This window comes from Stenotrophomonas sp. GW821-FHT09E08 (genome assembly GCF_059416125.1).
Genome location: NZ_JBWKOO010000015.1, coordinates 48681 through 69451, shown reverse-complemented (window position 1 = coordinate 69451; position 20771 = coordinate 48681). Strand labels below are relative to the sequence as shown.

The following is a 20771-nucleotide window of genomic DNA, read 5'->3' as shown; positions in this document are numbered from 1 at the left end:
CAAGGCACTTCCGGCAGTCGGATTCACGTGATACACACGCCATGCGCATGTGCGCGATTGCAGAAAGCAAGGATGATGCTTATGAAACTGCAACTGGCCGCGATGGCCGCGTTGTTGGTGGCAACTGCAACCCTGGCTCCGGTGGCGGACGCCAACACAGGGGTCCCGAGAGAGAATGTTTCCTGTGTGCCAGTGAATGTGGACCGCAACCGCGTTCACCACCACTGCACGGAAACCTACACCGATGAATTCGGCAATGTCTACACAGCCGAGTACTGGATCGACGAGTACGGCAACCCCTACCTGCGCGACTGATCCGCGCGGGGACTGCGTCGGGCCGCGAGCCGGGCCGGCGCGTACGCAGCAGCCCTCGCGTAACAGAACTGCGGGCGCGGCGGCTGCACGACACAGCGCGAACGCGCGATTTCAGACACAAGGATGATGCCCATGAAACTGGACTTGGCCGCAATGGCCGCATTGGTTGTGGCAGTCGCTGGAATGATGTCTGCAGGTACCGCACGCGCGGGGGTTACCTCCCCGCCCGGCAGCGTGACCCGCTGCGAACCGTTTGAAGTGGAGCGTTACCGCATCCACCAGCACTGCATCGTGACCATGCCCGATGCCGGCGGCGATATCTTCCTCACTGAGTACTGGATCGACGAATACGGCAATCCGTACCTGATGTAAGCCCCCACCAACAAGGAGCGTGAGGATGAGACTGCAGAAAGGTTTGTCGGCATGTTCGTTTGCCGCCGTGCTTGCCGTGTCGATGCTGGCCCCGGTCGCCACCACGACGGCCGCCGAAGTCGTCGAGGTCCAGGAAGAATGCGTGCCCTTCCGCGTCGCTGGAAACGTGTTCCACCAACGCTGCACGACGTACGTGGTCTACGACGATGGCTCCCGCGAAGTGGCCGGGCATTACAACCGTGACGAAAACGGGATGATGTACGACCCCTGATCGCGCTCACGCGATCCACCGGGCGGCGCTTTCATCGCCCGCCCGGCACCGGCCAGCCGCCCATCCCGGCATACCGCTGCCCCCGCGTTCCATGGCATGCTCCGTGAAACCGTTTTCATGGAATGGAGGGATTCCACGATGTTGTCGCGCTTCCATCGCCCTGCGCTGTGCGCACTGTTGGCGCTTGCTCTGCCTGCCGTTGCCTGGGCCGCTGCGCCGGCGCCACTGAAGGTGATGTCGTTCAATGTCCGCACCCCGGCTGATACCGAACCGGGCAAGCGCTGGCCGGACCGTCGCGATGCCATGGTCAAGGTCATCCTCGATGCACACCCGGCCGTGATCGGCACTCAGGAACTGGTGAAGGAGCAGGCCGACTACCTGTCCGAGCACCTGCCCGGTTACCGCTGGTTCGGCGAAGGCCGCCGCGGTGGAAGCGGTGACGAACACATGGGCGTGTTCTACGACAGCACGGTGCTGGCCATCGAGGAGTCCGGCAACTTCTGGCTGTCCGATACGCCCGACGTGCCCGGCAGCATCAGCTGGGGCAACCTGTATCCGCGCATGGTCACCTGGGCCCTGTTCCGGCGTCTGGATGATGGCCGTCGTTTCTACTTCATGGATACCCACCTGCCCTACCGCGACGAGGACGAGCCGCGCCGGGTGAAGGGTGCCGAACTGATCGGCAAGCGCCTGGCGTTGCTGCCGGCCGACCTGCCGGTGGTGCTGACCGGAGACTTCAACAGCGAACCGGGCGGCGACACCTACAAGGCGTTTACCCGCGTGCTGCAGGACACCCGTCCCCAGGTGAAGGCGCCGCAGGGCCCGCGCCTGACCTTCCACGACTTCACCGGCAAGGCCACCTCCCAGCTGGATTGGGTGCTGGTGCGTGGTTTCCATGCGCGCAGCTTCCTCACCGATGACCGGCGCGTCGATGGCGTGCTGCCGTCCGATCATTTCCCGCTGGTGGTCGAGCTGGACTGGCCGGCACACTGAAACCCATGCGGCAGCCGCGACTACGGTGGCGGCTGCCGTGACAACAGGCGATACAACGCCTGATGCTGGTTGCGCGCCTGGCAGATGCGCGCGCCGATCGCCAGGAACACGGAGATGCCGATCAGGCCCAGCCCCAGCATCTGATCCGGCAGGCGCACGAAGCCGATCGCAGCCGCCATCGTAGCCAACACCATCAGCACTACGACCGCTACCGACAGCCCTGCGCCAGGCGGTCCCGGATCACCAAACAGCATGCGCTGGGTATCGCGTTTGTCATCGCTCATCGCCTTCCCTCCTTGAATCTGCCCCACTAGTTACACCGCGGGCCCCGGTTCTGGCAGAGTCAGAAACGTCATGACTGTGACAACGTCCACAGCACGCGACGCGCTACCCTTCCTCCATTCCCGAACTGTGGAGAAGGGCATGGCACACCAGAGCCGCCTGGCCGGATTCATCATCGACTGCGAGGGCATTCCCCCCGACGAAGGCGCACGCTTCTGGGCCGCCGCGCTTGGCCTGAAGGCGCAACCCGCCTATGCCGAAGGCGGCGCCGAGTACGCCGACCTGCAGGGCGCACCCGCGGCCCTGAACGTGGAAGTGCAACGTGTCGATCACCCGTCGCGGGTGCATCTGGATATCGAAAGCGACGACATCGACGCCGAAGCCGAAAGGCTGGAAAAACTCGGTGCCCGCCGGGTCGGTTTCGTCAAACGCTGGTGGGTGATGGAAGCGCCCACCGGGCATCGCTTCTGCATCGTGCACATGCGCGAGCGTGAGGTATCGGCCAATCACTGGCCCTGAAAGCAGAAGGGGACGGAAGCCACTGCGTCCGTCCCCTCCGGTTTACTGCACCTGCGCCACGCTGGGTTGCTGCGGCGATTGCCCCCAGCCGCCCAGCGCCTTGTACACACCCACTACGCTGACATTGACCTCGGCTTCGGCCGCGGCCAATGCATCATCAGCGGACAGCTGGGTGCGCTGTGCATCGAGCAGGGTCAGGAAGTCTTCCGAACCTTCGCGGTAGCGGATCTGCGCCAGCGACTCGGCTCGCCGTGCCGCCTGCGCCTGCTCGACCACGATGGCCAGGCGCGCCTGCTGCTTGGAATAGCGGGTCAGCGCGTTCTCGGTGTCTTCCAGTGCCAGCAGCACGGCCTGTTCGTACTGCGCGGCCACACCTTCGGCCTCGGCCTTGCTGGCACGCAGGCGTGCACGCACAGTGCCGAAGTCGAACGCCGCCCAGCTCAACGACGGGGTCAGCGACCAGGCCTTGTTGTTGCCGTTGACCAGACCGCTGGCGTCACCCCCAAGGAAACCGACGAAGCCGGACAGCGACAGCCGCGGGAACAGATCGGCAGTGGCCACGCCCACACGTGCGGTCGCCGCCGCCAGGCGACGCTCGGCCACGCGCACGTCGGCACGCTGGCGCAGCAGCTCGCGGGTATCACCCAGCGGCAACGCCTTGGCATAGGCCGGCACTTCGTGCGGTGCCAGCATCGCGGTCAGCGTCTCCGGACGCTGGCCCAGCAGCACCGCCAGTCGGTTGCGCGACTGCGTCTCGGCCACTTCCAGCAGCGGAATATCGGCCTCGATCGCCTTCAGCCGTGCACGGCTGCTCTGCACGTCCAGCTCGCTGCCGGCGCCCAGTTCCCAGCGCGCCTCGGTCAGCTTCTGCGTTTCGCGCAGATTGACGAGAGTGTGCTGGGCCACGGCGATGCGCTTCTGCGTGCCGCGCAGCTCGAAGTAGTTGCGTGCCACTTCGGCGGCGACCAGCACCTGCGCGTCGGCCAGGTTGGCCTGCTCGGCATCGAGGTCGGCACGCGCGGCTTCTGCAGCACGGCGCTTGCGGCCGAACAGATCCAGCTCCCAGCCCGCATCGAAGCCGAGCTGGTAGCTTTCACTGAACACCCGCTGCCCACCCAGCTGCGGATCGGGTTGCTTGCGGCGATCATAGCTGCCGCCTGCGGTGACATGCGGCGCCTGGTCGAAGCGACTCTCGACGAACACCGCACGGGCCTGGCTGACGCGGGCCACGGCCACACGCAGGTCCAGGTTGTCCGACAGTGCGCCATGCACCAGCTCTTCCAGCACCGGATCATCGAACTGCGCCCACCAGCTGGCGACTGGCGAGGTGGTGCTGAATACCGGCTGCTGCGCACCCTGCAGGACCACCGGTTCCTGCACCGGCGCCTTGTAGTTCGGGCCGACGCTGACACAGCCTGCCAGCACCAGGCTGGAGACGGCCATCGCCAACGTGCGGATCACCATGGCAGCACCTCACCCAGGTAAGTGAAGCTGCCGTTCGGACCTTCATGGCCGATCAGTGCCATCTGCACGCTGGAGCGCGCGCCTTCGCTGATCTCGATCTCGCCGTGGCCGCCGTTCATATCGGTTTTCACGTAACCCGGATGCACGGTGTTGACCTTGATCTGGGTGCTGCGCAGTTCATGGGCCAGCGCCAGTGTCCAGCTGTTCACCGCCGCCTTGGAGGCGTTGTACGCCGGAATCTTGAAATCGTAGATGCCCGAAGTCGGATCAGCGTGCAGGGTCTGCGAACCGAGCATGCTGGATACGTTGACGATGCGCCCGGACTTGGCCTGCCTGACCAGCGGCAGGAAGGCCTGGGTCACCGCCACCAGCGCGTACACGTTGGTGTCGAAGGTGCGCTTCCAGGTATCCAGCGACTGTTCGGACGGCGCCTGCGCCGGGTTCTCGATCATGATGCCGGCGTTGTTGACCAGGATATCCAGGCGCCCGTGGCGTTGGCGTACCTGCTCGACCGCTTCGGCGATGCTGGCCGCGTCGGTCACGTCCAGCTGGATGGCCTCCACCGGCAGGCCCTCGGCCTGCAGCTTCAGTGCCTGCTCGACGGCGGTCTCGCGCTTGCGGCCGGCCAGCAGCGTGTGCACGCCGGCCTGGGCCAGCTGGCGCACGGTCTCGGCGCCGATGCCGCGGGTAGCGCCGGTGACCAGCGCGATCTTGTTCTGATGGGAGTTCATGGATTCATGCCTTGTGAGGGGAAAGCCGCCGCCGGCCAGTGACCGGCGGCGACGGGGTTCCATGTCAGTGATGGATGGTCGGCTCGCCGTGCTGCACCAGCTTGCCACCACCATTGCGGGTGACGAACTTGCGCAGGGCTACGTAGAACACCGGCGTCAGGAACAGGCCGAACAGGGTCACGCCCAGCATGCCGGCGAACACGGTGATACCGGTCACCGAGCGCACTTCGGCACCCGCACCATGCGACAGCACCAGCGGCACCGTGCCAGCGATGAAGGCGATGGAGGTCATCACGATCGGGCGCAGACGCAGACGGCACGCTTCCAGTGCCGATTCAACGATGCCCTTGCCGCCCATCTCCAGCTCTCTGGCGAATTCGACGATCAGGATCGCGTTCTTGCACGCCAGGCCCATCAGCACCACCAGGCCGACCTGCACGAACACGTTGTTGTCACCTCCGGTCAGCCACACGCCGAACAGCGCGGACAGCAGGGTCATCGGCACGATCAGGATCACCGCCAGCGGCAGCGACCAGCTCTCGTACAGCGCGGCCAGCACCAGGAAGGCCAGCATGATCGCCACAGGGAACACGATGAAGGCAGCCTTGCCCTGGGTTGCCTGCTGGTAGCTCAGGTCGGTCCATTCGGTGGTCATGCCCACCGGCAGCACCTTGCCGGCGATCTCGGTCAGCTTGTTCATCGCCTCGGCCGAAGACAGCAGGCGCGGGTCGGCCTCACCGGCCAGGTCAGCCGCCGGGTAGCCGTTGAAGCGCAGCACCGGGTCCGGGCCGAAGGTCTGCTTGATGGTGACCATCGAACCGATCGGCACCATCTCGCCACGGTCGTTGCGGGTACGCAGCTTGCCGATGTCTTCGACGCTCTCGCGGAACGGGCCGTCGGCCTGGGCGATCACCTGCCAGGTACGACCGAACTGGTTGAAGTCATTGACGTAGGCCGAACCGAGATAGGTCTGCAGCGTGTCGAACAGCTCGGTGAGCTGCACGCCCTGCGCCTTGGCCTTGACGCGATCCACTTCAGCATCCAGCTGCGGCACATTGGCCTGGTAGCTGCTGATCGGGAAGGCCATACCCGGGGTCTGCGCGACGGTACCCTGCATCGCCTGCACGGCGTTCTGCAGCGCACCATAGCCCAGGTTGCCACGGTCCTCGATGAACATCTGGTAGCCGTTGCCGTTGCCCAGGCCAAGGATCGGCGGCGGCATCATCGCGAACGCGAAGCCCTCCTGCAGGCCGGCGATCTTCTGGTTGATCTCGGCGTTGATCTGCGCGGCGGTACGGCCATGACGCTCGGCGAACGGCTTGAGCGGAATGAATGCCACACCGGTGTTCGGGGTGTTGGTGAACTGCAGTGCGTTCAGGCCCGGGAACGAAATGGTGTGGGCCACGCCATCGGTTTCCTGGGCGATCTTGGCAACCTTGCGCAGCATTTCATCGGTACGCGCGATCGACGAGCCTTCCGGCAGCTTCACGCCCGCGATCAGGTACAGCTTGTCCTGGGTCGGGATGAAGCCCGGCGGCACCAGCTTGAAGATCACGCCGGTACCGACCAGCAGGATCGCGTAGACCACGAACACCGCACCGCGACGGCCGAGGATCTTCGACACGCCACGCTCGTACTTCTCCGAGCTGGACTTGAAGAAGCGGTTGAACGGACGGAACACCCAGCCGAACAGGCGGTCGATGATCCGGGTCGGAGCGTCCTTGGCCGCGTCATGCGGCTTCAACAGGCGCGCGGCCAGGGCCGGCGACAGGGTCAGCGAATTGATCGCCGAGATCACCGTGGAAATGGCGATGGTGACCGCGAACTGCTTGTAGAACTGGCCGGTGACACCGGACAGGAACGCCATCGGCACGAACACGGCACACAACACCAGCGCGATCGCCACGATCGGGCCGGACACCTCACGCATGGCCTGGTGTGCCGCCGCAGTGGGCGACAGGCCTTCCTCGATGTTGCGCTCGACGTTCTCCACCACCACGATCGCGTCGTCGACCACGATGCCGATCGCCAGCACCAGGCCGAACAGGCTCAGCGTATTGATCGAGAAGCCCAGCAGGTACAGCGCTGCGAAGGTACCCACCACCGACACCGGCACCGCGATCAACGGGATGATCGAGGCACGCCAGGTCTGCAGGAACAGGATCACCACCAGCACCACCAGGGCGATGGCTTCCAGCAGCGTGGAGACCACGGCCTTGATCGAGTCGCGCACGAAGATGGTGGTGTCATACACCGCTTCGTACTTCACATCGGCCGGCATGGTCTTCTGCATCTCGTCCATCGTCGAGATGACCTGGTCACGGATCTCCAGTGCATTGGCACCCGGCGACTGGAAGATACCGATACCCACCGCGTTCTTGCCGTCCAGCTGCGAGCGCAGGGTGTAGTCACCGGCGCCCAGTTCCAGGCGGGCCACGTCGGCCAGGCGCACGATCTCGCCATCCACACCGCTCTTGAGCACGATGTCGCCAAATTCCTTCTCGGACTTGAGGCGGCCCTGGGCATTGATCAGGGTCAGGAACTGGCTGTTCGGCAGCGGTTCGGCGCCGAGCTGGCCGGCCGAGACCTGCACGTTCTGCTCGCGCATGGCGCGCACCACGTCACTGGCGGTCAGGCCGCGCGAGGCGACCTTGTCCGGGTCCAGCCAGGCACGCATGGCGTAGTCGCCACCACCGAAGATCTGCGCGTCACCCACGCCCGGAATACGCGCCAGCGCATCCTTGACGTGCAGGCGGGCGTAGTTGCGCAGGTACAGGGTGTCGTACTTGCCTTGCGGCGAGGTCAGGTGCACCACCATCAGGAAGGTCGGCGACTGCTTCTGCGTGGTCACGCCCTGCCGGCGCACGTCCTCGGGCAGGCGCGCCTGCGCCTGCGCCACGCGGTTCTGCACCTTCACCGCGGCCGCGTCCGGGTCGGTGCCCGGGCGGAAGGTGACGGTCATCTGCAGCACGCCGTCGGAACCGGCAACCGACTTCAGGTACATCATGCCTTCGACGCCGTTGATTGCTTCTTCAAGCGGCGTGGCGACGGTCTCGGCAATGACCTTGGGGTTGGCGCCCGGATACACCGTGCGCACCACCACCGACGGCGGGACCACTTCCGGGTACTCGCTGATCGGCAGGATGGGAATTGTGATCAGGCCTGCGGCGAAGATCACGATCGACAGCACCGCCGCGAAGATCGGCCTGTCGATGAAGAAACGGGAAAAGTCCATGGAGGAATTCCTGGAAAAGGCGTTCGGCGGGCAACAGCCACCCTGCCCCTCGCCGATATGACGAAGGCAGGGAAGGCTGCCGCTGGCGCCGGCAGCTAAGCGGGGACGCGGTTCAGTGGTTCAGTGCAGCGGTGGCATCGCGACCCGGTGCCGGCGGCGCAGCCTGCGGCTGCATCGCCACGGCCTTGGCCTGCACCGGCATGCCCGGCATGAAGACCTTCTGCACGCCATCGATGATCACCTTGTCGCCGGCGGCCAGGCCGTGTTCGACAATGCGCAGGCCGTCGGCGGTGCGGCCGAGCTGGATGTCACGGCGCTGGGCCTTGCCATCCTTGTCGACCACGTAGACGTACTTGCGATCCTGGTCGGTCAGTACCGCCTTGTCGTCGATCAGCAGGGCCTGGAACTGGCCGCTGCCGAGCAGCTGCACACGGGCGAACAGGCCCGGGGTGAACTGGCGGTCGGCATTGTCCAGCAGTGCACGGACACGGATGGTGCCGGTGCTGCGGGCCACCTGGTTGTCGAGGAAGTCGACCTTGCCCGAATGCGGGTAGCCCTCTTCGCCGGACAGGCCGACCTTCACCGGCAGATCGCTGTCACGCTCGCTCGGGCGTTCGCCCTTGCGTGCCATCTGTGCGTAGCGCAGGAAGGTGCTTTCGTCGGCATCGAAGTAGACGAACACGGTATCCAGCGACACCAGGGTGGTCAGCACGCTGGCGCTGTCGCCCGCAGTGACCAGGTTGCCAGCGGTGACCATCGCGCGGCCGGCACGGCCGTCGATCGGGGCCCGCACCTTGGTGAACTCCAGGTTGAGGCGGGCGGCATCCACCGCCGCCTGCGCCGCCTGCACGGCCGCACCGGACTGGTCGGCCGCAGCACGACGCTGCTCGGCCGTCTCGGTGGAAATGGCCTGCTGCTCGGACAGCCGCTTGGCACGCTCCGATTCGCTGCGGGCCAACGTCGCCTGGGTGCGGGCGCGGGCCAGTTCGGCAGCAGCGCGATCGTACTCGGCCTGGTAGCTGCGCGCGTCGATGGTGAAGAGCACTTCGCCCTTCTTCACTTCCTGGCCTTCGACGTAGTTGACCTTGTCGATGTAGCCGGACACGCGCGGGCGAAGTTCAACGCTCTGCACCGCCTCGACGCGGCCGCTGAACTCGTCCCACTGGCTGACCTGCTTGACCAGGACCGGCGCGGCACTGACCTGCGGCGGCGGCGGTGCGCCCGCTTCTTCGGCGTGGCCGCCGCTGCAGGCCGCAAGCACGGCTGCGGCGAGGATCGACACGCCGACCATCGCGATGCGATGGCCGAAACGATGTGGGGTGGTATTGGGGGAAGTCATGGCATGCATCCGTACGGAGGGGTGGTACAGCTAGATGAGAACGTGTTGCAAAAACGGGCGGCGTATCCTGCGACCTCAACCAAGGTCGAGGTCAAGCAACGCCGGCGGTATCGCGCCACAAAGGTGGAATTTCCAGGTGCAGCAGGCCACGCGGCAGCTCGGCATCACTGCTGTCACAACGGACGACGGCGCGGTTGTCGCGGCATCCATCCAGCAGCGAGACCACGCGACGGCCGACCAGCAGCGAGCTCGGCCACTCGATGCAGGCATTGGCCGCGTTGGCCGGGGTACACACCGGGCTGCAGACTTCCAGCATCTGCGCGCGCACGCCGATCGCCTGCGCTTCCTGGTGCACCACCTGCGCGTACATGCGCATCGCGGCAGCCGTGATCGAGCTTTCGCCGTAACCGGCCCACGGCTTGACGGCGGCCGGGCTGCCGATCATCACGTAGCGACGTGCGTGCACGTTGTCCTGCAGCAACGGCAGCAGGTGGCGCACCGCGTGCACGTGCGGCATCAGGTCAGCCTGCAGCGCGCCGAGCAGTTCATTGCCATTGCGATCGACCACGCGACCGCGGCGGTAGGGACCGCCCATGGCCGCGATCACAGCGGCCAGCGGCCGTGGGCGCTGCGCGACCCGCTCGGCCAACGCACGCGCCGAACCATCGTCGCTGAGCGAGCCGAGCAGCGTTTCCAGGCCTGGCTCATCGGCGAACTGCTCATGCAGCGCTGCCAGCCGGCCCGGATCGCGACCGACCACCAGCACCGGGCTGCCGGCTTCCAGCAATGCGCCAACCACGCCCTGCCCCACGGCACCGGTGCCGCCGAGAACCAGAACTTCGGGCGTCAACATCCCATTCACGGGACATTTCCTCCCAAATCCGGGATAGTCCCAATTCGGCGCAGTCGGTCGCCCTTGTGGGGAACCAGGCGGATGGCACCGCCACGCTGCTGACGCATGGGCGCGGTAAACTCACGGAAGTCCTTGTGCACCAAGGAACTCGGGCGGACTTCAACGGTCATTGCCAGGTCCAGGGTGCTCTGGCCGGCGTTCCGGAGACGGGCAAGAATGTTGCGCAGGCTCATGGCGGACGGGCTCCAAATAACGAATGGCGCCACGATAGACCTCAAACCTTTACTTGATTAGTCCTGATTAAGGGGAATAATCATCCCGCTCCCGGTCCAATCGTTCTGTCACGATTGTCCCATCCCCGACGTCCAGGATCCCAGACCATGTCCCACGATCTCAACGAGACGCTGATCTTCGTCAAAGTGGTCGAGCAAGGCAGTTTCATTGCCGCTGCCAAATCGCTCGGCCTGCCCAAGACCACGGTCAGCCGCAAGGTGCAGGAACTGGAGACGCGCCTGGGTGCGCGCCTGCTGCACCGGACCACGCGCCGCCTTGGCCTTACCGAAGCCGGCTCGATCTACCACGAGCACTGCCAGCGCATCGCGCGCGAACTGGAAGAAGCCGAAAGCGCGGTCAGCCAGCTGCAGTCCGGCCCACGCGGTTGGCTGCGCTTCACCGTGCCCTATTCGATCGGCATCACCTGGATTGCGCCGCTGCTGGGCCAGTTCCATGCGCAGTATCCAGAGATCCGCCTCGACATGCATATGGGCAATGAGAAGCTGGACCTGATTGCCGGCGAAGCCGATCTGGCTCTGCGCGTGGGTGCCCTGCCCGATTCCAACCTGGTGGCACGCAAGCTCGGCAGCCTGCGCACGCAGGTGTTCGCCAGCCCGGCCTACATCGAACGCTATGGTGAGCCGCTGCATCCGGAAGAGCTGCAGTTCCATCGCATCCTGGCGATGCGCAAGCCGTACCACACCGGCAACTCGCCGCGCTTCACCTGGCAGCTGGGCGAGAATGGCGGCGAGTTGCGTGACTTCCCGGTCACCCCATTGATGACCGCCAACGACATGTCCGCGCTCAATGGTGCGCTGGTGTGTGGCGAAGGCCTGCTGTTGACCGGCGACGTGATGGCCAAGCCGTTCGTCGAATCAGGCATGGTGCGCCGCGTTCTGGCTGGCTGGACCGGACCGGAGGTGGACTTCAATGCCGTGTTCGCCGGCGGCCGCCTGGTCTCGCCGAAGGTACGTGCATTTGTCGACTTCCTGGTCGAGAAGCTCAACTTCGACGCCAATTACATGCTGGCGCAGTGCCCGGGCGCGAAGCTGGCGCAGCAGCAGAAGGAAAAGGAAGACGCCGCGCTGGAAAGCAGCGGCAAGCGGATCCTGGAAAAGGTCGCGGCTTCGGCGGCATGACCGGCTTTTGTAGAGTTGAGCCATGCTCGATTGCTGTTGGAACCGCGCCGACCAAGGTCGGCACCTACCAGGATAGCAGTCGAGCATGGCTCGACTCTACATGTGCTATCGGCTTGCCGAGCAAGCTCGGCACCCACAAAAATGCCGCCTGCAAGGGCGGCATTTTCGTTCCGGCCGATGGCCGGACCGGCTCAAGCAATAACGCGTAGCGTTATTGCTTGAGCGGAATCACGCGGATTTCGACGCGGCGGTTCTTGGCGCGGCCGGCATCGGTGCTGTTGTCGGCAATCGGGTACGACTTGCCAGCGCCCAGGGTTTCGATGCGCACGCTCTGCACACCCTGGCCAACCAGGTACTGCGCGACCGAGTCGGCACGTTCCTTGGACAGACGGTTGTTCACTGCGTCGCTGCCGATGCTGTCGGTGTGGCCAACCACTTCGATCATGGTCTGGTTGTAGTCACGCAGGGTACCTGCAACACCGTTGAGCGAGCCGTAGAACTGCGGCTTCAGGGTCGCCTTGCCGAAGTCGAAGGTGATGCCGTCCGGCAGGTTCAGCATGATGTTGTCGCCCTGGCGCTGCACATCGATGCCGGTGTTGGCGGTGCGCTCGCGCAGTGCACGTTCCTGACGGTCCTGGTACTGGCCAACGGCCGCGCCGCTGAGCGCGCCGATACCGGCGCCGATCAGCGCGTGCTGACGACGCTCCGTGGCGCTGTCACCGGTCAGCAGGCCGGCGGCCACGCCGATGGCGGTACCGATCAGCGCGTTGCGGCCGGTGCGGTTCTGCTGCTCGGTCGGGTTGCCGTACTGGTCACTCTGCACATAGGAGCCGCCGGTGGCGCAGGCCGACAGGACGGCCGCACTCATCAGGGCCAGTGCGACGTTGCGGGTGGTGTTGCGGATCATGGGGTTCTCCTTGGTTTCCGGTCGGGCCGGCGGCTTGCGGGCGCAAAGAGAATAAACAGCCCAATGCGATGCCGGAATGATGATCCGGCGCGCTGACAGGTCCACGTTCAGCTAACTGACTGGATCGCGTCAGGGGCGCTTTACCCTGCCCCTGACTGACGGTAGGCGGCCAACGCTGCATCCCGGCCTGCGGCCAGATCCACCAGCGGCGTGCGCGGATAGTCCGGGGCATGTGCGGCCAGCAGCAACGGATGCTGCCAGGGCGCGAAGCGCGCTTTCACCGGCAATGCTGCCAGCTCGGGCACCCAGCGGCTGATGTAGCGGGCCTGCGGATCGAACTTCTCGGCCTGGGTGACTGGATTGAATACCCGGAAGTACGGCGCTGCGTCGGCACCGGTGCCGGCCACCCATTGCCAGCCCATCGTGTTGTTGGCCAGGTCCGCGTCGACCAGGGTGTCCCAGAACCAGCGCGCACCGTGCAGCCAGTGCGCACGCAGATGCTTGCACAGGTAACTGGCAACGATCATGCGCACCCGGTTGTGCATGTAGCCGGTAAGCCACAGCTCGCGCAGGCCCGCATCGACGATCGGCACGCCAGTGTTGCCGCGCTGCCAGTCGTGCAGCTGCGCGGCACTGGGCGTGGACCACGGGAAACGGTCAAAGCGCGGGTTGAGGTTGTCTGTGGGCGTCTTCGGGAAGTGGTGCAGCAGGTGATAGGCAAAATCACGCCAGCCCAGCTGGCGCAGGTAACCATCGATATCGGCGTCGGTGCCCGCACTGCGCAGCCCTTCCAGCGCGTGGGCGATGCGCCACGGTGCGATCTCGCCGAAATGCAGGTGCGGCGACATTCGCGAGGTGCCCACGCGATCCGGCAGGTCACGCTGCTCGCGGTAACCGCGCAACGCGCCGTCCTCGAACACGGACAGCGCCTCCAGCGCACCGGCTTCGCCCGGCTGCCAGTGCTCCCAGAAGCCGGTGTCCCAGTCCAGCGTGGGCGCGAGCCGCAACTCCTCCAGCCCGAGGCTGTCGACCGAATGTGCCGTCAGCGCCTTCGGTGCGGCCTGCAGCGCGGGCAGGCACCAGTGGCTGAGCACGTTGCGCCAGTACGGCGTGAATACCTTGTACGGCTGGCCCTGCTGGGTGGCGATATCCCACGGCTCGAACAGCAGGCTGCCATTGCAGCTCTGTGCGTCGATGCCCTGCTCGCGCAGCGTGCGCTTGATGGTGGCGTCGCGTGGCTGGGTGGCGGGTTCATACTTGCGGTTCCAGTACACCGCTTCGGCGCCAGTCTGCTGGATCAACGCCTGCAAGGTAGGCAGGCTGTCACCGGCACGCAGCACCAGCGAGGAGCCGCGCGTACGCAGGTCGGCATCCAGCGCATCCAGTGAACGATGGCGCCACGCATCGGAGGCCGCGCCGGGCAGCCACTCGCCTTCCTCGTGCGGCGCGTGGATGTAGATAGGCACCACATCGTGGCCAGCATCCAGCGCGGCCTGCAGGGCAGGATTGTCCTGCAGCCGCAGATCACGGCGGAACCATAGCAACGCTACCGACACATGCACCGCCTTCGTTGTGGAAGGCGGTCATGATAGCCAGCCGCGGTGAAGGCATTGCAGGCAGAGGCAGTCTGCCAGGCTGCCGGGCCGCTCCCCGCTGGACCCTGCCATGAATGATCTGCAGACCTCATTCGCCCGCTTCGGGCTGCTGCATGCCCAGCGCGAAGGTGACTGGCAGGGCCCATTCCCGTTACCCCCAGTGCTGGCGCGCTTCTACGCGCAGGTCGGACCGCTGGGCGATGAGATCAGTGCCAAGGTGGGTGCAGCCGGCATCACCATCCCTGGCCTTGATGTCTGGATACCGCCGCTGCAGCGCCTGTGGAGCCACCAGGCCGGCTATCGCTGGCACGGCATCAGTGGCGAGCCCATCGACGATTGGCCATCGAACTGGCTGGTGATTGCCGACCGCGGCGCCGATCCCTTCATCCTCGACCTGGACGACGGCCACGTGCTGTTCAGTCATCACGGTGCCGGTCTGCTGGATGCCGGCGAGATTGTTGCCGACGTCCCCACTCTGATGGCGGCTCTGGCGGCGGCCGGCACCGTGTATCTGGAGGCCGGCGACGACCTCTACGACGATGATGACGATGGGGGCATCCGTGCCGTGCACGAGGAAGCCGCGGTGCAGGCGGTTGCGCAGGTGCTTGGCAACCGCCTGGATGCCGAGTGCCTGCTGGAGACACTGCGAGGCTGAATCCACGCATGGCGTGGATCTACCTCTCGAAACGCTGCATCGCCTCGCTGATCAGCACACGGGCCTCGGCGGCATCGCCCCAGCCGTTGAGCTGCACCGGATTGCGGCCTGCCGGCAGGTCCTTGTAGACCCGGAAGAACGCCTCGATGCGCTGCCGCTCGACTTCCGGCAGATGCTTCAGGTCGCGGATGTTGGCGTAGGTCGGGTCGACCTTGTCGGTGGGCACGCCGATGATCTTCTCGTCATGCTCGCCGCCGTCGATCATCTTCAGGTAGCCGATCGGCCGGAAGCGCACGATCACGCCCGGATGCAGTGGTTCACGGGTCAACACCAGCGCATCCAGGGGATCGTTGTCACCGGCCAGCGTGCGCGGCATCGAGCCGTAGTTGGCCGGATAGGCCACCGGCATCGACTGGAAGCGGTCCACATGCACCAGACCGTCTTCCATGATCTCGTACTTGGTGAAGCTGCCAGCGGGGATCTCCACCGCCAGGTTCACCTCCAGCGGGGCCTGCTTCGGCTGCGCGACCAGGAACGGATGCAGCACCGCGTCGGCAGCAGCAACCGCACCGGCCAGAATCAGCAGTGCACCGCCGATGGCGGCCATCGGGACGATACGACGTGTCGTCATGGCGTTTCCTCTCACTCCCAACAACGGTCTGCACGACCTTTGGCAGTCTGCGCACGGGGGCATTCACGCGAAGTGATGCGGCCCTCGCGCTGCTCCAGCCGCTGCTTGCCGCCCTTGGCATCACGACGCAGTTCAAACGCGTCGTACAGGCGACCGGTCACCGTGCGCGCCTCGTAACGCAGTTGCTGCGGATCGATGCGCAGCACCTGGAACAGCTGGGTGTCTTCAGCCACCGGATCCATCGTCCTGCGTGCTTCGCCGGAAAGGCGGTACTGCTTGGGCCCGGCCACGGTCACCACGTACTGAGGCGTGGCGCCCTGCCCTTCACCGCGACGGCCGTAGGTGTGATCGTGGCCCTGCAGCACCAGGTCCACGTTGTGGCGGCGCACCACCGGCAACAGCACATCACGCAGCGCGGCGTTCTCGCGGCCTTCGCGCGGCGAATAGAACGGCTGGTGCAGCAGCACGATGGTCCATGGCTGCGGATTGCCGGTCAGCACCTTGTCCAGCCACTGCGCCTGCGCCTTGGCCGTGCCAAGGTCGAGTGCCGAAGTACCATCAACCACGGCCACTCGCACGCCCTGTGCATCGAACCAGTAGCTGGTCTGCTGCGCGGCGGTGGCGCCATTGCCCGGCAGCGCGAACGTCACCGGCCAATGCTTGCCCAGCACGCGGCGTTCCTGCGGGGTGTCCTCGAATTCCTCGAAGTACTCGTGGTTGCCTATCGCCGGCGCCACCAGAGTTTCCTGCGCCAGCCAGCCGGCGGCAGCGAACCACTCGCCCCACTCGCTGTCATCCATGTTGTCGCCGCCGCTGACCAGGTCACCGGCGAACAGGCTCATGCGTGCCTCCGGTGCGGCCTTCTGTGCGGCACGGATCACGCGGCTGACATGGCTGACGTTCTTGTTCTGGGTATCGCCGAAGTACAGCAGCGTCAACGGCTGGTCGGCGGCGGCCAGCGTACGCAGCTGGTTCCAGGCGCTCCAGCTGCCATTGCCCTGCACGCGGTAGACGTACTGGGTATCCGGCTGCAGGCCGCTGATGTCCGCGCGATGATGATGCGACAGCCCGTTCTCGGTCTGCAGTGCGCGGGTCGTCGCACGCACCTGGCGGATCCCCTCGATGGCCGGTGAGTCACCGGCCACGGCAATCTCCAGCAGCGGCGCCTGCACGCTGCCATCAGTACGCCAGGCCACGGCAAAGCCATGGCCGGGATCGGCCGCGGGCGATGCCACGATGCGATCCGGCACCGTGGATGCTGCGTAGTAGCGGCTGCCTGCCGGCAGCTGGGTGTTCGGCTCGGCCGCCGCAGACGCCAGCGACGGCAATACCAGCAGCAGGCCAAGCACCAGCGAACGCATCACGCACTGGCCGCTCATGCGCCACACTCCAGCGGCAGCGCGAGCTGCTTGGCGATGCTCTCCCAGTCGAAGGCCACCACGCCCTGGTCGTCATGCACCGCATACAGCGCACCGTGCGGGAAGCGTGGGCTGGCCCGCTGCATCAACCAGATGCCATCGGTGTTGGCCACCGTATTGCCCTGGAACGCACCCACCGGCTTCAGCGTATGCCGGTCGAACAGATGGAACACGCTGCGCTGTTTGCCCTGTTCGGTGGTGATCCACCAGCCGTCCTTACCACAGGTGCGCAGGGTCACGCCTTCAGCCTGCGCCTTGAACACATCGCGGCCGAAGGTGGTGCCGGTGAAACGCCCGGCCAGGGTGTAGACCTTGAACTCGCTGGCGTAGCTTTCATCCTCTTCAGCGATCAACAGGCGATCGTTCTCCGGATCGCCCCAGATCGATTCCACCACACGCAGTGCGCCAGCCTCGCTGGTATCCCCGATGTCCGCCACGCGCTTCGCTTCGACCCTGGCACCGTCGCGGGTCACGTGGTACTGGCGCACGCGTTTGTCCAGCTCGGCCAGCGGCGGCAGGATGTCACGGCCCTGCGCATCCTCGCCGTTGTCCCAGGAGTCGGTGACGTAGACGCTGTAGCCATCGGCACGGCGGTCGACCCACAACCCGTACGGCTTGCGCAGATCCTCGGCAGCGAATGTTGCCAGCGGGGTGAAGTCCGGCAGGCTCAGCACCTGCACGCGATGATTGTCGCGCTCCACAATCCACAGCAGGTCGTCGGTCACTGCGATGCCGTTTGGGCGATCGAACTGTCCTGGCCCGGTGCCGCTGCTGCCAACGTCACGCAGGTGCTGGCCGGTGCTGCCATCGTAGACCACCAGCTTGTCGGTGGCCTTGGCGGTGGCAATCAGCCACAGCTTGCCATCCGGCGCACGCCACGCCGCCGGCGAATCGATGTTGTCGGCCGGGGTCAGTGGAGTGACAAATGCCTCGGCGATGGTCGCCACCGCCCGCTGTGCCGCGGGCTTCGCTGCTGGGGCGGCCACGGCCGGATCATTGCCGGTGGCAGGCGTACAGCCTGCCAGCAGAGCAGCCGCCAATGCCGCGGCAAGGACCGGGATGCGGCGCCCCATCACAGCGCCACCTTCAGGCCCAGCGCATAGGTGCGGCCGTACTCTTCCATCTGCAGGGTGCGCGAGCGCGTCCCTTGGTACAGCTCCAGCGGCTTGTCCAGCAGGTTCTGCGCCTCGAAGTACATGCTCACACGCGGGGTGAACTTGTAGTCCAGCGAGAAATCGAGCTGGGTGTTGGGTGCAACGTAGATATCGAATGCGCGGCCCTTGCCGATGCTGTCCAGGTACTCGCTGCGGTACACCGCCGCCAGCCGCGTACTGACACCATACTTTTCATAGCCGATGTGGGCGCTGTAGACATGCTTGGAGGCGCGCGGCAGGGTGAAATCCTCCCCGGCGCGGTCCTTGATGCCGGCATCGAACCTGGTATCCAGCCAGGTACCGCTGGCGCCGACCAGCAGGCCGTCCAGGCCGGCTGGCAGGAAGGCCAGCTGCTGCTGCCAGTTGAATTCCGCACCGCGCACGGTGGCCTTGCGGCCATTGATCGGCTGGGTCACGTCGAAGCCGCCATAAGCGGGATCATTCGTCCGCACCGTTTGCACGATGTAGCCATCGATCGACTTGTGGAACAGGCCAAGTGAAACGATACCGGTGCTGCCGATGTACTTCTCCACCGACAGGTCGATGTTCTTCGACTCGTACGGATCCAGTTCCGGATTACCCAGGCGCACTTCCTCGTCGCCGCGGCTGTAGCCCACGCGTGGCGAGACATCGCCGAAGGAAGGACGCGATACGGTCTTGTTGGCCGAGGCGCGCAGTACCCAGTCATCGGCCGCGTCGTAGCGCAGGTGCAGGCCCGGCAGCACGTTGGTGTAGCTGCTGTTGGCCACGCGCGGGGTAACCGTGAAGCTGCGCCCGTTGGCGGCCACGTCCACCTGGTTGCCGGTTGCCTTGAACTGGGTGTTTTCCACGCGCACACCGCCGATGATGCGCAGTGCACCCACGTCCCAGGTGCCCATGGCATAGCTGGCGAAGATGTCTTCGCTGGCCACGTAGTCCTCTTCCAGCGATGTCATCGCGTTGCCACCGACATCCTGCGGGCGAGCGCTGTACTGGCCACCATTGGCCGCCCAGAAGGCACGCATCGCGGCCGAATCCATGCCGTCACCCAGGTTGCCGTGGCGGTGTTCCGGCGAGGAGGTTGTCCAGCTCGACAGCGCCACCTTCGGGCCGACGCGCAGCTCGCGCTCGTCCACATTCACGTCGCGGTCGCGCCAGCGGCCCAGCAGGCCGAACTTGATGCTGCTGCTGTCGCCGTCGAAGCGCACGTTGACCTGCGCGCTGTGTTCCTTGTCGTTGACCTGCTTGGGCGAGAGCACGAAGCGGTCGAACGCGTAGTTGCCATTGTACAGCCACTGCGGGTTGTCGAAGCTGTAGCTGGGCAGGCGGCTGCGCTGGTCCAGGGTGCCATTGAAGGCCTTGCCATCAAGCTTGAAACGGGCCTCCATCTCGTCGTTCACCCGCTCTTCGGTGCGGGTGTAGCCGATCCGGTAATCGACCACGGCGTTGGTCAGCTTGTTCTCGCCACCGAGACTTGCCGCGAAGGTGTTCTCCTTCTTGGTGCGGTAGCGCATGCGCTTGTCGATGGAATCCTTCGGCATGCCATCCAGCCGATACTGGTCGGTGCCGGTCTTGACCATCTTCGCGTCGTCGAAGTTGAAGATCACGCGCTGGCGGGTCTCCGCATCGTCGAACTGGCTGTACAGCGTGCGCAGGTAGTATTTGCTGTATTCATTCGGGCGCCAGTCGAGGTTGAGGTTGGCACCGATGCGCTTGCGCTCGATCTCGTACTTGCGATGCTGCAGGTTGATCGCGGTGACATCGCCGGGGACGGCGTTGTCCTCGCCGTCATACTCCACTTCGGTGTTGTCCGACTCGAACTTGCGCTTCTGGTAGTTCACGCCCAGCGCCACACCGAAGGTGTCGTTGAACACTTCGCTGTAGTTGAAGGCGGCCTTGGGACTGGTCTCGCCGGACAGCTGCTGGTGGCTGCCTTCGATCTTGCCACGCAGGCTGCGACCGTCGCGGTCGAAGGCCGAGGCCGACTCCACAAGCACGGCGCCGCCGATGGCATCACCCGGCATGTCCGGGGTCGGCGACTTCACTACGCGCAGGCGCTCGGTGGAATCGGATGGAATCACATCCAGCGGTGCGGCACGACTGGAATCTTCCGGCGTACCGACGGCAATGCCGTCCACGCTGACGCTGTTGAGGTTGGCGTCCAGGCCGCGGATGACCACGAAGCGCCCTTCGCCCTGGTCGCGGGTCACGCTGATGCCCGGCAGGCGCTGCAGCGATTCGGCGACATTCTTGTCCGGGTACTGGCCCAGTGCATCGGAGGACACGGCATCTTCGATCGCATCACTGCTGCGCTTCAGGTCAACGGCGCGGATCTGTGATTCGAGCTGGGCGCGCACTTCGATGCGGTCCAGATCGACCGCCTCAGCGGCCACGGCGCCGGTGGCGGCAACCGCCTGCTGCCCGGCCGCCTGCAGCGGAGCTGCGGCCCCCATCGCCAGGGTCAGGGTGATGGCAACGGCCAACGGAGTCTTGATATGCACTGGGAATCCCCATTCCTGTTAAGAATGGGTCTGCACGGTATGTCCGCAAGGTTGCATGGCCGTGACATGCGCCTGCACATTTCATGTAAGGCTGCTCCGGGCCAGGTTTGGGTTCGGCCCGCCGATCCGGCAAAATGGCGTCCTC

General features: G+C 65.5%; 20 protein-coding genes. 7 read left to right on the top strand and 13 right to left on the bottom strand.

From position 1 onward, the window contains the following. Positions 1-81: 81 nt before the first annotated feature. The 4 genes from AC07M7_RS17065 (at position 82) to AC07M7_RS17050 (ending at position 1951) form a co-directional block, all read left to right on the top strand. A complete protein-coding gene (locus AC07M7_RS17065; RefSeq protein ID WP_046983394.1) occupies positions 82-315 on the top strand; it encodes a hypothetical protein in 234 nt (77 codons plus the stop codon). Between the two features lie 132 nt (positions 316-447). After that, positions 448-687: a hypothetical protein gene (locus AC07M7_RS17060; RefSeq protein WP_248298468.1), complete on the top strand. Its 240-nt coding sequence runs from the start codon at positions 448-450 to the stop codon at positions 685-687. A 25-nt stretch (positions 688-712) separates the two neighbouring features. Beyond that, positions 713-958 (top strand): hypothetical protein, encoded by a 246-nt coding sequence (locus AC07M7_RS17055; protein WP_046983380.1) that lies wholly within the window; start codon positions 713-715, stop codon positions 956-958. Between the two features lie 138 nt (positions 959-1096). Beyond that, on the top strand, positions 1097-1951 hold the full coding sequence (locus AC07M7_RS17050) for an endonuclease/exonuclease/phosphatase family protein (RefSeq protein WP_046983381.1): 855 nt from the start codon (positions 1097-1099) through the stop codon (positions 1949-1951). A 20-nt stretch (positions 1952-1971) separates the two neighbouring features. On the opposite strand, the gene AC07M7_RS17045 is transcribed toward AC07M7_RS17050, so the two are convergent. Then, entirely contained in the window at positions 1972-2235 is a 264-nt protein-coding gene (locus AC07M7_RS17045; RefSeq protein WP_046983382.1) for a hypothetical protein, read from the bottom strand. Between the two features lie 139 nt (positions 2236-2374). Here AC07M7_RS17045 and AC07M7_RS17040 point away from each other — a divergent pair, with 139 nt between their 5' ends. Further along, entirely contained in the window at positions 2375-2752 is a 378-nt protein-coding gene (locus AC07M7_RS17040) for a VOC family protein (protein ID WP_495207896.1), read from the top strand. Positions 2753-2794: 42 nt separating this feature from the next. On the opposite strand, the gene AC07M7_RS17035 is transcribed toward AC07M7_RS17040, so the two are convergent. From AC07M7_RS17035 to AC07M7_RS17010, 6 genes are all read right to left on the bottom strand, one after another. Further along, on the bottom strand, positions 2795-4216 hold the full coding sequence (locus tag AC07M7_RS17035) for an efflux transporter outer membrane subunit (RefSeq protein WP_004153207.1): 1422 nt from the start codon (positions 4214-4216) through the stop codon (positions 2795-2797). Then, entirely contained in the window at positions 4210-4947 is a 738-nt protein-coding gene (locus AC07M7_RS17030) for an SDR family oxidoreductase (protein ID WP_012510730.1), read from the bottom strand. The genes AC07M7_RS17035 and AC07M7_RS17030 overlap by 7 nt, the downstream gene beginning before the upstream one ends. 64 nt (positions 4948-5011) lie before the next feature. Then, entirely contained in the window at positions 5012-8182 is a 3171-nt protein-coding gene (locus tag AC07M7_RS17025) for an efflux RND transporter permease subunit (protein WP_012510729.1), read from the bottom strand. 112 nt (positions 8183-8294) lie between these two features. Next, a complete protein-coding gene (locus AC07M7_RS17020; RefSeq protein ID WP_046983395.1) occupies positions 8295-9521 on the bottom strand; it encodes an efflux RND transporter periplasmic adaptor subunit in 1227 nt (408 codons plus the stop codon). A 91-nt stretch (positions 9522-9612) separates the two neighbouring features. Then, positions 9613-10383, bottom strand: coding sequence for an SDR family NAD(P)-dependent oxidoreductase (locus tag AC07M7_RS17015; RefSeq protein WP_032969666.1), 771 nt, complete (start codon positions 10381-10383; stop codon positions 9613-9615). Then, positions 10380-10607, bottom strand: coding sequence for a hypothetical protein (locus AC07M7_RS17010; protein ID WP_012510726.1), 228 nt, complete (start codon positions 10605-10607; stop codon positions 10380-10382). The genes AC07M7_RS17015 and AC07M7_RS17010 overlap by 4 nt, the downstream gene beginning before the upstream one ends. A 147-nt stretch (positions 10608-10754) precedes the next feature. Between AC07M7_RS17010 and AC07M7_RS17005 the strand changes: the two genes are divergently transcribed. Continuing rightward, complete coding sequence (locus AC07M7_RS17005) at positions 10755-11786, top strand: LysR family transcriptional regulator (protein ID WP_005409107.1); 1032 nt, start codon at positions 10755-10757, stop codon at positions 11784-11786. A 211-nt stretch (positions 11787-11997) separates the two neighbouring features. On the opposite strand, the gene AC07M7_RS17000 is transcribed toward AC07M7_RS17005, so the two are convergent. Next, on the bottom strand, positions 11998-12693 hold the full coding sequence (locus tag AC07M7_RS17000) for a YiaD family glycine zipper/OmpA-like lipoprotein (protein ID WP_012510724.1): 696 nt from the start codon (positions 12691-12693) through the stop codon (positions 11998-12000). A gap of 140 nt (positions 12694-12833) precedes the next feature. Further along, positions 12834-14249, bottom strand: coding sequence for a cryptochrome/photolyase family protein (locus tag AC07M7_RS16995; protein WP_495207895.1), 1416 nt, complete (start codon positions 14247-14249; stop codon positions 12834-12836). A 109-nt stretch (positions 14250-14358) separates the two neighbouring features. Between AC07M7_RS16995 and AC07M7_RS16990 the strand changes: the two genes are divergently transcribed. Next, positions 14359-14943 (top strand): hypothetical protein, encoded by a 585-nt coding sequence (locus AC07M7_RS16990; protein ID WP_495207894.1) that lies wholly within the window; start codon positions 14359-14361, stop codon positions 14941-14943. A gap of 19 nt (positions 14944-14962) precedes the next feature. On the opposite strand, the gene AC07M7_RS16985 is transcribed toward AC07M7_RS16990, so the two are convergent. Genes AC07M7_RS16985 through AC07M7_RS16970 form a run of 4 tightly spaced genes read right to left on the bottom strand, consistent with a single transcriptional unit; the run spans position 14963 to position 20578 of the window. Then, the gene (locus AC07M7_RS16985; protein WP_495207893.1) at positions 14963-15574 is read right to left on the bottom strand and encodes an inorganic diphosphatase; all 612 of its coding nucleotides are present in this window, start codon (positions 15572-15574) and stop codon (positions 14963-14965) included. An 11-nt stretch (positions 15575-15585) separates the two neighbouring features. Beyond that, a complete protein-coding gene (locus tag AC07M7_RS16980; RefSeq protein ID WP_495207909.1) occupies positions 15586-16935 on the bottom strand; it encodes a purple acid phosphatase family protein in 1350 nt (449 codons plus the stop codon). Positions 16936-16949: 14 nt separating this feature from the next. Next, positions 16950-18065, bottom strand: coding sequence for a phytase (locus tag AC07M7_RS16975; RefSeq protein WP_337301912.1), 1116 nt, complete (start codon positions 18063-18065; stop codon positions 16950-16952). Next, a complete protein-coding gene (locus AC07M7_RS16970; RefSeq protein WP_495207908.1) occupies positions 18065-20578 on the bottom strand; it encodes a TonB-dependent receptor in 2514 nt (837 codons plus the stop codon). The genes AC07M7_RS16975 and AC07M7_RS16970 overlap by 1 nt, the downstream gene beginning before the upstream one ends. Positions 20579-20771 lie beyond the last annotated feature (193 nt).